The following is an 11727-nucleotide window of genomic DNA, read 5'->3' on the forward strand; positions in this document are numbered from 1 at the left end:
GCTCACGCCGCGCGTCGTGCCGTCCGCCACTGCGACGGCACGACGCCGACGTGCCGTCGGAAGGCCCGGCTGAACCCGTCGTCGGAGGAGTAGCCGAGCGCCCGCGACGCCTCCGAGACGCTTCGCCCCGCCTCCAGCAGCTCCTTCGCCCGCCGCATGCGCACCTCGGTCACGTAGCCCGCGGGCGTGCGCCCGAACGCCGCCCGGAACCGCTCCGTCAGCACCGTGCGCGACATCGCGCCGACGCTCGCGAGCTGGTCGACCGTCCACTCCCGGCCCGGCTCGCCGGCCACCGCCGCGGCCACCCGGTCGAGGTAGACGTCACCCGTCACCGGAGGCACGCTGCTCGCATCGCCGAACGCCCACGCCCGCACCACCGAGAGCAGGACCGTCCGCACCATCAGGCGGCAGATCACCGGGTCGCCCGACCGTGCTGACCCGTCGTACGCCGGCCCGAGGGTCGCCGCGAGCGCCGCGGCCGCCGGCTCGAGCCGCGCGAACCCGCTCGCGAACACCAGCCCCGGCAGCGAGCTCGGGCACGATGCGGTGTCGAGCTGCACCTCGACGACGGTCAGCCGAGCACCCGACACCGACGCGAGCGTCGCCGTCCGCCGCCCGAACGTCAGGAGCGCGTCCCCCGCCAGCAGGGTTCTGGGCACGGAGGCGGCGACCGCGTCGCCCGCGCACACATCGAGCGCGCAGGCGGTCCCCTCCGGCGCGAGCGCCGTGACCTCCCCCTCGACGACGTAGACGAGCACGACGGTGCCGGCCGCGAGCACGGTCCGCTCACCGGAGGCGAGGGTCGCGCGCCGGATCGCCCCGAGCGTCACGTCCAGCGAAGCAAGGACATCCTCGAGCACTGCCGGTTCGATCGTCATTCTCGAGGCAACGCGCACTGCTCCGCCGCCATTCCGGAGTCGCGCCCGCCCGGGACACCCCGTCCGAGGGGACCGCACTACCCTGGCCCGATGAGGCACGCCAGCATCCCGACGGTCCTCGGCGACCTGCTCCTGGTGGCCGACGGCGACGCCCTCGCCGGACTCTACTTCCCGGGCCACCGCTACCCGCCCGCGGCCGGATCGATAGGCGACGAGGACCCCGCGGCCGCGATCTTCGGAGACGTCGCGCACCAGCTCGACGAGTACTTCGCCGGCTCGCGCCGCGCCTTCGACGTCCCGCTCGCCCTGCACGGCGACGACTTCTCGCAGTCGGTGTGGACGACCCTGCGGGCGATCCCCTTCGGCGAGACGACGACCTACGGCGCGATCGCCCGCGCCCTCGGCAACCCGCATCTCGCCCAGCGCGTCGGCCAGGCCGTCGGCCACAACCCGATCTCGATCATCGTCCCCTGCCACCGCGTCCTCGGCGCCGATGGCGCCCTCACCGGATTCGCGGGCGGTCTCGCCCGCAAGCGCCACCTGCTCGACCTCGAGGAGCCGGATGCGGTGAGGGCCACCCGCCTGTTCTAGACGGCCACCGGTCCGGACGACCCGGCTCGGACCCCCTGCGATGGGAGGCGCGCTGCAGACGTCCGACGGTTAGCGTGAGCACATGCGCACACCCGCCACCCTCGCGCTCAGCGCGCTCGTCGCCTCCTCCCTTCTCTTCGCCCCCGCCGCCGCGGCGGCCACCGCCACCAGTACAGGGCCCGTCGACGGTGGCACCAGCGCCGGCGACCCGTACTTCCCCGGTCTCGGCAGCACGGGCTTCGACGCCCTCTCCTACAGCCTCTTCCTGAAGTACGACCCGGCCTCGCGCGCCCTCGGCGGCCGAGCGGTCGTGACGCTGACCCCGACGCAGGACCTCCGCTCGTTCTCCTTCGACCTCACCGGCCTGACGGTCTCCAAGGTCTCGGTCAATGCGCGCGCCGCCGTGGCCACGCAGTCCGGCGACGAACTGACCATCACTCCCGCGCGCACGCTCAAGAAGGGCGTCCCCGCGCTCGTGAGCATCGAGTACGCCGGCACGACCGGCAACCCGGTGGACGACACCGGCGCACCCTTCGGCTGGTGGTCGACCAGCGACGGCGCTCTCGTCGCCAGCGAGCCGAACGGCGCCTCCACCTGGTACCCCGTCAACGACTCCCCCGCCGACAAGGCGCTGTACTCCTTCAGCATCACCGTTCCGCAGGGGAAGACGGTGGTCGCGAACGGCGTCCCGATCGGCTCCCCGATCACCGCGAAGGGCTGGACCACGTCGAGCTGGGTCGAGACCAGCCCGATGGCGAGCTACCTCGCCATGGTCAACATCGGCGACTACGACCTGGTGACCTCGAAGAAGGGCGGCGTCACGACGATCGACGCGATCGACCGCGACATCACCGGAGACACCAGGGTCCAGACCGAGGCCGCCCTGGCGAAGCAGGGCGAGATCATCGACTTCTTCGCGGCGACCTTCGGGCGCTACCCGTTCCGCTCCGGCGGCGCCGTGGTCGACGACGAGCAGATCGGCTACGCGCTCGAGACGCAGGGCCGCTCCTTCTACTCCGGCGGGGCCGACGAGACGACCGTCGCCCACGAGATCGCGCACCAGTGGTACGGGAACAGCGTCACCCCGGGCGTCTGGTCGGACATCTGGCTGAACGAGGGCTTCGCGACGTACGCGGAGTGGCTCTGGGAGGAGCACGCCGGCCGATCCACCGTCGCCGAGTCGGCCGGGCAGATCGCCGCGATCCCCGCCGAGGACGAGTTCTGGTCGACGAAGGTCGCGGACCCGGGCGCGACCGGTCTGTTCGACGGCCCCGTCTACGCCCGCGGTGGGCTCTTCCTCGTCGAGCTCCGCGACGAGATCGGTGCGGAGGCGTTCGACACGATGCTCAAGCGCTGGGCATCCGAGAACCGCTACTCCACGGTGAGCACCGGCGACCTCGAGGACCTCGCCGAGGAGATCTCGGGCCAGGACCTCTCGGCCTTCTTCCAGGCCTGGCTCTACACCCCGGAGAAGCCGGCGGGCCTCTGAGACGGCGCGGCTCGCTCGTCACGCGCAGCACTCTGCAGGACACCGCCTTCCAGGCCCTCGCGGGCGCTCTGGGCGGAGCGACGGCCGCCGCCGCGCCTCGATCCACCTCGTCGAACGCGACTGCATCCCGGAGTGCACCGCTGACCAGGTGCTGCATCAGCACCTCGACCGGCTGACCCTGCTGGGTGGCGAGCCGGTGCCGCCCGAGACCTCATCGACCGGAGGCTCCGGCGGTTCCGTGCCGTCCGCTCCGGCACGATTCCTCACGGCGACTCTTCGGTGCCCCTGTCTGGAACCAATCAAAAAAGATGGGAGCGCGCGCTGGTGGCCGCCAGGACTGGAATCAACAGGGGTGACGAGCCTGAAACGGTGGCTCCCCCGGTCGGCGTGCAGGCCCTCCGTCAGCGCCAGGTGCGGCTTTCCGACGAGCAGAAGGCCAAGCTGGCAGGCTGAGTACCTGGCAGGCGGGAACATCCGCCAGCTCGCCACGTCGTGGGGCGTGAGCCGGGAAGCGGTGCGCTCCGCGCTCAGGCAGCAGCACATTCCGGTGCGACGGGTGACACTAACTCCTCGGCAGCTGGCGGATGCTGCGGAGCTGAAAACACAGGGCAGGTCAGAACCAACTTGGTTCGCTCTACGGCGTCGATCCGAAGACGATGAAGGCGAGGCTCCCGGCTCGGGCTCGAGAATCGGAGTAGAGGCAACTGCCGCTTTGCTGTCGTCACGCACATAGGCAGGCTGCTCCATCTTCCACCGGACGTACGCGAGCACCGCACGGACGAACTTCTTCTTGTCGATGCGCTGCGCGATGGGCACGATCCTCACGTTGCTGGACGCTCCCCCGCCGCGCTTCGAGTCGTGCTGCTTCGCCTCCGAGACAGACGCGTAGGCCGGTGGTGGGGATCGGTGCCGGCCAACGACCTCCTCGCGCTGCTCGTCCGTGATGCCGTGGGCACGGGATGCAGTGATGAAGGCACCCTCGATCAGCTTGAAGCTCTTGACTGCTTCGTTGCGCATCGAGGGGTGGGCTGCATCGAGCTTCTTACGGTGCTCGAGGAACTCCTGCTCGCCGTAGTCACGGCCTGTGGCGTAGTACTCGTGGAGATCGAACTGCTTCGTCGGCTCGAGCAGCGCGAAGAAAATCTGCAGACTCTGGTCTTGGAAGACAAGGCGAAGGAATTGATGGCGGCGGAAGTACTCAGCATTTGTAACCCTTGGCATCTACACAACCATTCGGACCGCCCCGCCAGCCTCAGTATTGGTCCAGTTTGAGTACTTTGGTCCGTCGGAAGCGGGCGGACTCACAGGTTTACGCATTTTCACACTGACTGGCACCGGAAAATCGACACCCATAAGGATGGCCTCGCCAGGAACAAGCCCGGGTAACAACTTGGTTGCCGAATGATCTAGTTCGGCTGCAGCCTGCTCGACACGTTGGCGGTCTCGACCGTCTGCAAGGCGGTGCACAATTGTCATTCCCACCTGGCTCAGTACGCCTGCTGGCAAGTCTCCTGGACGCTGAGTAGCTACGCAAACCGTCAAGCCGTATTTCCTGCCTTCTTTCGCAATGGAATCGAAGGCGTTCAAGCGCGTGCTTGCAAAATCATCTCCGACAGTAACATCGAAGAACTGATGCGCTTCGTCAATGGCAACTACGACCGGTCGTTCTTTAAACTTGTTGCCTCGCGCCTCAGCGAGAAGAGCTTGGCCAATGATATTTACTACGATCTCCCTCAGGTTGTTCGCGAACGTGAGATTCTTGAGCGAAATGCGAAGTACATGCTCCATCGGGTCTTCCACCCAGTCTCGTATGACATCAACCGCATTTTCAGTGCTTTCCGAAGAACTTATAACACCCATTATCTCCGGGATTTGCACCAGATCATTAACCCGGCTTATCAACGACGAGACATATCCGAGCTCGTTGTTATTCACATTGCCGAAGTTTCCACCTTGTGACCCCGGAGGAAAGACACATTCGAGAGCGATTTGGTCCGCGAGCTTAGTAAAGTCAAAGGGTGCGTTCGCGCCTTCGACTTGTTTCGTGTATTTTGCAAGTGCTCCTCGGAACGTCGCCGAAGGGCGCCCGGACTTACTTACTACTCCAGTTCCATCGACTATTGGCGCGTGCGCGGCAGTAGCACTGGCGTCGCTTTTTATCGCTTCGATTAGCCGCAATGAACGCACCGCTTCTCGCAACTTCGGCAACTGTGTCCCCGATGAAGGATTAAGGAAAGCGTTTCGATCTGATTCTCGCATCATATAGTGCGGGAGCCCGACAAGACGAGTGCCCTCCGGCTCATCCACAGCAGACCCAAAAGCAAGATGAGTTGCCGTGACTCCTAATGTCCTAAACTCTCCAGTGGCGTCAATCAGAATCATCTTCCCAAACGAATCCGCAACTCCTTCAACTAATCGCGCTAAAGTCCAACTCTTTCCAGATCCTGTTGCTCCAACTACTGCAAGGTGGCGTCCAAACAGCCGAGACATGGGTACCGCTACCGGAACCGACTCGTCAATAGAAAGTCTACCGAGCTCGAGACTCTTCTCATCCGCATGCACCCCTGCACCGATCACCGCAAGGATCGATTCTGAATTCGCTGCGTACACTGCGTCACCGATCTTTGGGTAACGTGCAAGCCCGCGGTTAGATTTGCCGTCTAGATAGAGGGTTGATAGAAGTTGTATCCTTCCCTCTACCTGAACTCGCCGATCCAGTTGTGACACAACATCATCTGCGCGGCTGGGCGGTGTACCAACCCTGAGCAGACGGCCAAACGCCGCAACGCCCCCTACATCAATTAATACGAACTCGCCCACCTCGCCGCGTCCAAGGTACTCTCCGAAATGTGAGCGAGGCAGCTTATTAGCGGCAGTGAAAGCGACGTCAGCAAACGAACCCTCAACCTGAAATATGTGACCAATGCGTCGCTCAGCACTGAACGGATGAGTTTGCATACTCAAGTCCGGCCTCCAGCCGCCAGTACCCGCAGTGCGTGTGCTTCCCGCTCTTCTTTCGCAGGGGTATCAGGGAGTAGACGCACCAGTTCCTCAAATGTCGCAGCCAGAAGAGTAATCCGACGATCTCCCTGATCGACGAGCCGCTCGATCCAACCGAGCGACGCTGATCGACCCGCCGCTCGTATGCCGGGCGAGACAATGGCGATGCGCAATCCGACGTTGCTACGCAACGCAGCCTCAAGTGGCGCAACGAGATGTTCGTCGTTGAAACCAAAGCCAACAATCAAAACTCCAACATCTGGTTGACGTAAAGCACTTTGAAATCGAGACATGAATTCGAGATATGGTTGGCGGAATGAGAGTTGATATTTCGCCGCCGACGGGTAGATAAGCACGGGATCAGCCGGCCGCATTCCGCCGCACACCCGCCGCACCCGATCGCCATCTGCGTTCCAGTCCACAGATCCGTGGAGCTTTAGGAGATGAAAGACGTTTGGTTCGAGCGACAGCGGCTCATTTTGCCGCCGACGAACAAAATCAAGATCGAAGGATGCACCATCAAACTCTTGCGAGCTGAATCCAAACCCGTCGATAACGTTGAAATGAGCTCTCGCTGCAGCGGTTTCAAAGGCGAGATCGTAATTTGTCGTGTAGAGCTGCGCTCGCTGCATCCTCGTCGATCGGCGTGCAACTTTCCGAAGGAACAACTCGTGAACTTCTAAGCCTGATCCTTCGTCGACAAAATTGCAGCGCTTCCAGATGATATCCTCAGCAGCAGAAATAAAGGCTTGCAATTCTGGATCACCAGGAGCAGTCGCGAGGGCAGCTCTCGCCTGAGCGTCAGACAAGACATATTCGAGATTTTCTGTAGCGAGGATAGCAGGATTAAGTGTTCCACGAATAGCATTGAGTTCCGGTAGAACAACAACATCTCTCCACAGGTCCGACATCGTTGGAGCACCTAGGTGTCCTGCCTCGTAATTAGGGATGCTCAAAGAAGTTCCCAGCCCCGCGAGTACTACGAGGTTTTCCGCTCCTAGAATAGCCCCTAGCTCATCTTTGAGCGCAGATCCGACCGCAAGAATTCCTGCTTTCTCTGCATCCGTTGATTCATCTTCCGGCTCAAGCGGTTTCCACCCGCCAACAAACGCACCCTTAACTTCTTTTGTGGCTACCATACCCGCTACTCCTCCAGTCTAATCTGATTATGACAGAACCAACGGAGCCGTCAAAGAGTGGATTCTTCGATCCTTTTACTTCGAGCATGAGGATGAATCATCCGACCGGTACAGGTGTGGATAACTCAACAGGGGTGGGAGAGCCCATCACCTACCTTCATTCTTGTACCGGCGTCAGCCGTCAGCCTCAGGCGCTCGTGCCCGCAACGGGGGTGGCGGACTGACGCGAAAATCCGCGTAATTCTACCCAGGTACAGGGAGCAATAAAAAAGGGCCGCTCGCTGGTGCGAACGGCCTCTGTTAAGATTTGCATAATAATCATAGTCGCTATGGTGCACCTTCTGCAACTACAAAAACAGATGGGAGCGCGCGCTGGTGACTGCAAGGACCGGAACCTACAGGGGAGACGAGCCGAAGACAGCCACTCCTCCGGCGGGGTGCGGCCCTCCGTCGGCGCCAGGTGGGGCTATCCGACAAGCAGAAGGCCAAGCTGGCGTCTGAGTACGCCGCAGGCGGGAACATCCGCCAGCTCGCCATCTCGTGGGGCGACAGCCGCGAAGCCGTCAGGTCTGCCCTTTGGCAGCAGCACGTTCCATCAGGTTGTGTTGACGGCTCGACAGTTGGCGGATGCTGCGGAGTTGAAGACCCAGGGCTGGTCGTTGAGCCAGCTTCGTGCTCTCCACGGCGTCGACCCGAAGACGATGAAGGTGAGGCTCCAGGGTCGGGTTCGAAAATCCGAATAGAGACGACCGCCGCCTTGCAGGCCGCCCCACACGTAATCCGGGTCATCCAACTTCAACGGGGCGTACGCGAGTACCGCACGAACGAGCTTCTTCTGGTCGACACGCAGCGCGATGGGCACGGTCGCCACGTTCTTCTGGATTCCCCCACCGGGCTTCGAGACCCGCGACCTCGCTTCGGAGAACACAGGACGTCGCGACGAGTCGTGCGGGCGACCTTCTCGCCAAGACGGAGCGGTCGATGCCCCTCGGACGAGACACCAACGCGAGAGACTGCGATGCCACACCCTCGGGCCCCATGCCATAGATTAGGTCGCTATGAGCGCCCAGTCAGGTCTGTCGCTGTCCAGATTCACGCGAACGACCCTAGGGGTCATAGCGACACTGCTGAGCGCAGTTAGTTCTGTAGTCATGTACCGAGAGGGGTCTCCGGAGGTCGGAGGCGTAGCGTTTGTGGCCGTCGCGGGTGCTCTCTTTGTACTGGCTGCTGTTGGCCGCGTCCCGTCCAAAATTGGCTTCGGAGCGAGCGGAACAGTGGAGTTCGACGCGCAAAGGGCGGACGACCTCGCTGACATCTTGTCACGACTCGATTCCGCTGATCGAGCGACACTCTCCAGCCTTCTTAGTGCAACAAGAGATGAGACGGTTCAGAGCGCGCTTACGCAGGCGAACGAAGAAGCGAACTTCGAAGAGCGCGTGCTTGCCGAGGTGGAGCAGGTCCGCGGAGTATCCGTTGACCGCGATGTGTCAGTACCAACAGGAGGGCGCGGACGGCCGATGATCCTTGACGCCGTTATTAACTTGAACGGACAGAAACTCGCTGTGGAAGTGAGAGATAAGTGGTCCGAGTCACCAGCCGCGCGCCGCTCGATCGACCGCCTTGCACGAGCGGTACAGCTAAACGAGTATCGACAAGGTTTTCTCGTACTCCCCAGCAAGCACGTGGAGCGAGTTCACTTGCTAGAGGAGGACATCCGCGTACTCGACCCGGGATCCCTTATCCAGCTTCTCAAGACAGTAGACAAATAACGAGGCGTTGAGCAATCATCACCGGAGAATCCGACTACCCAGTGACGCGCAATCTCGACCTTGATACCTGGTAGCTGCGCGTGAAAATCAAGTGCAGTCGAATCGGACGATGTCGAGTTCTTGACACTGAGATCAGGTCGGTCGACGCGAACGGACACTTCATAAGGGAAGAATCCCGCGCACGGACCGCATTTGTAGCCGTTCCGTCACGAGCAAGACCGCATCCGCTCAGAGCGCGCGATCGCCGAGTGCGACGAAGCACGGCTCACTCAGGACGTCACGGACGTCGAGCACGCCATCCAGCTCACCCTCGACCTCACCATGAAGTGAGCCACCCAGTACGAACGCGCTCCCGATCAAATCAGGCGTCTTTCAACCAGGTCTTCTTCGAGCGGGACCTCGTGCACACGGACGAGACGGTCACGGCAGAACCGCGCAAGCCGTTCGCGGCGATCACGTCGCAGGTGGTCCAGTCGAACGCGCACGAAAAAAGCACCACTCGTAGGAGTGGTGCTCGGACCCTCACCAGCCATACGGAGGCCAGCGATGGCGTGAACGCTCCGATCTTCTATGGCAAGGGTTTTAGTAACGACACTTCGGTGCCCCTGGAGGGACTCGAACCCCCAACCTGCTCCTTAGGACGGAGTCGCTCTTCCATTGAGCTACAGAGGCTGGCCGGTCCAGTGTACCGACGCCCGCCCACCCCGCCACCGCGCAGGCCGGCAGCGGCGCCGCGCCGATGCGCCCTTGACACCCGCCCCGCACCCTGCTTGGTTAGTTACTGCACCAACTAACCAACACACCCACGCAGGGAAGGAGGCCCCCATGGACGACTCCCGCCCGATCTTCCTGCAGATCGCGGAGCAGATCGAGAACGACATCATCGCCGGGGCGCTCCCCGAAGAGACCCAGGTCCCCTCCACCAACGAGTTCGCCGCGTTCCACCGCATCAACCCGGCCACGGCCGGCAAGGGCGTGAACCTGCTCGTCGACGACGGGGTCCTCTACAAGAGACGGGGGATCGGCATGTTCGTCGCCGAGGGCGCCCGCGACCGGCTGGTCGAGAAGCGCCGCACGCAGTTCCGCGACCAGTTCGTCGCACCGCTGCTCGCAGAGGCCGCCAAGCTCGGCCTCACCACCGAGCAGCTCGCCGCCATGATCAACGAAGGGGGATCGCGATGAGCGCGGTCATCGAGGTCTCCGGCCTCAGCAAGCGCTACGGCAGCATGCACGCCGTCAGCGACGTCAGCTTCACTCTCGACGAGAACCGGATCCACGGCCTCCTCGGCCGCAACGGCGCCGGCAAGACCACCCTGATGTCGCTGCTCACCGGCCAGGAGTTCGCGAGCGCGGGCGACATCCGCGTCTTCGGAGCCTCGCCCGTCGAGAACGCCGCCGTCCTCTCCCGCACCTGCTTCATCAAGGAGAGCCAGAAGTACCCCGACGACTTCAGGGTGAAGCACGTCCTCCGCAGCGCCCGCTGGTTCTTCGAGGGCTGGGACGAGGAGTTCGCCCAGGAGCTCGTCGTCGACTTCCGCCTCCCGGTCGATCGGCGCGTCAAGAAGCTCAGCCGCGGCCAGCTCTCGGCGATCGGCGTGATCGTGGGGCTCGCCTCCCGCGCCCCGCTCACGTTCTTCGACGAGCCCTACCTCGGCCTCGACGCGGTCGCCCGCCAGCTCTTCTACGACCGCCTGCTCGCCGACTTCGCCGAGCACCCCCGCACCGTCATCCTCTCCACCCACCTCATCGACGAGGTCAGCGACCTCCTCGAGCACGTCCTCGTCATCGACGACGGCCGCCTCCTCATCGACAGCGACACGGAGGAGCTGCGCGGCTCGGCCGCGACGGTCGCCGGCCCGCGCGCCGCGGTCGACTCGTTCGTGCAGCACCGCGAGGTCCTCTCGCGCAGCGGGGTCGGCGGGCTCGCCACCGCGACCCTCCCCCGCCTCGACGCCGCGGACCGCGCCGACGCCCACCGCCAGGGTCTCGAGCTCGAGCCCGTCTCGCTCCAGCAGCTCGTCGTCCAGCTGACCTCCGGAAAGGCCGCATCATGACCGCTCTCGCCCCGCGCCACTCGACGGCGCGCGACCGCCTGCTCAGCATCGTCCGCCTGCACTTCGCGAATCCGGCGACCCTGCTCTACACACCGCTGGCCATCCTCGGTGCGATCTTCGCCGGGAGCCTGATCATCTGGCTGCTCGTCCTGCGGATGGTCGGCGTCGACACCGCGGGCGGCGACTCCGGTGTGCAGATCACCGGAGGCACGACCTTCATCTTCATCTACATGCTGGTCGTCGCGATCCAGGCCACCAACGTGACCTTCGCGCTCGCGCTCGGCTACGGCTCGACCCGCCGCGACTACTACCTCGGCAGCGCACTCACCTTCGTCGGCCTCTCGGCCGCGTGGACGGCGCTCTACTCCGGGATGTCCGCGCTCGAGAACGCGACGAACGGCTGGGGCCTGGGCGGCTACATGTTCCGCGCCTCCTCGTTCGACGACGTCTCGTGGCTCGAGCAGGCCTTCTCGACCTTCAGCCTGTTCCTCTTCTTCTTCTTCGCCGGGTCAGCCGTCGCGTCGGTCTACGTCCGCTGGCGGGCGACGGGGATGACCGTGTTCTTCCTCTCCCTCGGCGCCCTGATCGTCGGCCTGATCGCCCTCTTCACCCTCACCGAGAGCTGGGACGCCGTCTGGCTCTTCGTCGAGGCGATCGGGTTCACGGGCGCCTTCGCGCTCCTGCTCATCCCGACCGCACTCTCCGCGGTCTTCGGCTACCTCATCCTCCGCCGCGCGACTCCGCGGGGCTGACTCCCGACACGACGTCAGCGGAGAGCGGGTCTCGCGTCCCCTGGTGGACGAGACC

Annotated in this window: 11 protein-coding genes and 1 tRNA gene; 6 read left to right on the plus strand and 6 right to left on the minus strand. The window is 63.7% G+C overall.

The annotated features are described in order from the left end of the window. Positions 1-2: 2 nt before the first annotated feature. The gene (locus GSU68_RS12810; RefSeq protein ID WP_159908920.1) at positions 3-878 is read right to left on the minus strand and encodes an AraC family transcriptional regulator; all 876 of its coding nucleotides are present in this window, start codon (positions 876-878) and stop codon (positions 3-5) included. A gap of 90 nt (positions 879-968) precedes the next feature. Here GSU68_RS12810 and GSU68_RS12815 point away from each other — a divergent pair, with 90 nt between their 5' ends. After that, entirely contained in the window at positions 969-1469 is a 501-nt protein-coding gene (locus tag GSU68_RS12815; protein ID WP_159908922.1) for a methylated-DNA--[protein]-cysteine S-methyltransferase, read from the plus strand. Positions 1470-1551: 82 nt separating this feature from the next. Beyond that, a complete protein-coding gene (locus GSU68_RS12820; RefSeq protein ID WP_159908924.1) occupies positions 1552-2958 on the plus strand; it encodes a M1 family metallopeptidase in 1407 nt (468 codons plus the stop codon). Between the two features lie 156 nt (positions 2959-3114). Here the strand turns inward: GSU68_RS12820 and GSU68_RS12825 are convergent, their stop codons facing one another. The 4 genes from GSU68_RS12825 to GSU68_RS12840 form a co-directional block, all read right to left on the minus strand. Beyond that, positions 3115-4179: a hypothetical protein gene (locus tag GSU68_RS12825; protein ID WP_159908926.1), complete on the minus strand. Its 1065-nt coding sequence runs from the start codon at positions 4177-4179 to the stop codon at positions 3115-3117. Continuing rightward, entirely contained in the window at positions 4180-5778 is a 1599-nt protein-coding gene (locus GSU68_RS12830) for an ATP-binding protein (RefSeq protein ID WP_159908928.1), read from the minus strand. A 140-nt stretch (positions 5779-5918) separates the two neighbouring features. Next, complete coding sequence (locus GSU68_RS12835; protein ID WP_159908930.1) at positions 5919-7097, minus strand: SIR2 family protein; 1179 nt, start codon at positions 7095-7097, stop codon at positions 5919-5921. 595 nt (positions 7098-7692) lie between these two features. Further along, entirely contained in the window at positions 7693-7968 is a 276-nt protein-coding gene (locus GSU68_RS12840) for a hypothetical protein (RefSeq protein ID WP_159908933.1), read from the minus strand. A 187-nt stretch (positions 7969-8155) separates the two neighbouring features. Here GSU68_RS12840 and GSU68_RS12845 point away from each other — a divergent pair, with 187 nt between their 5' ends. After that, a complete protein-coding gene (locus tag GSU68_RS12845; protein ID WP_159908935.1) occupies positions 8156-8866 on the plus strand; it encodes a hypothetical protein in 711 nt (236 codons plus the stop codon). Positions 8867-9466: 600 nt separating this feature from the next. Here GSU68_RS12845 and GSU68_RS12850 read toward each other — a convergent pair. After that, positions 9467-9538, minus strand: a tRNA-Arg gene (locus GSU68_RS12850). Between the two features lie 153 nt (positions 9539-9691). On the opposite strand from GSU68_RS12850, the gene GSU68_RS12855 reads away from it, so the two are divergent. Genes GSU68_RS12855 through GSU68_RS12865 form a run of 3 tightly spaced genes read left to right on the plus strand, consistent with a single transcriptional unit; the run spans position 9692 to position 11672 of the window. Then, positions 9692-10048: a GntR family transcriptional regulator gene (locus GSU68_RS12855; RefSeq protein WP_056036893.1), complete on the plus strand. Its 357-nt coding sequence runs from the start codon at positions 9692-9694 to the stop codon at positions 10046-10048. Beyond that, positions 10045-10920: an ABC transporter ATP-binding protein gene (locus tag GSU68_RS12860; RefSeq protein WP_159908937.1), complete on the plus strand. Its 876-nt coding sequence runs from the start codon at positions 10045-10047 to the stop codon at positions 10918-10920. The genes GSU68_RS12855 and GSU68_RS12860 overlap by 4 nt, the downstream gene beginning before the upstream one ends. After that, the gene (locus tag GSU68_RS12865; RefSeq protein WP_159908939.1) at positions 10917-11672 is read left to right on the plus strand and encodes an ABC transporter permease; all 756 of its coding nucleotides are present in this window, start codon (positions 10917-10919) and stop codon (positions 11670-11672) included. The genes GSU68_RS12860 and GSU68_RS12865 overlap by 4 nt, the downstream gene beginning before the upstream one ends. Positions 11673-11727: the final 55 nt, after the last annotated feature.

This window comes from Rathayibacter sp. VKM Ac-2759, from assembly GCF_009834225.1.
Lineage (GTDB): Bacteria > Actinomycetota > Actinomycetes > Actinomycetales > Microbacteriaceae > Rathayibacter.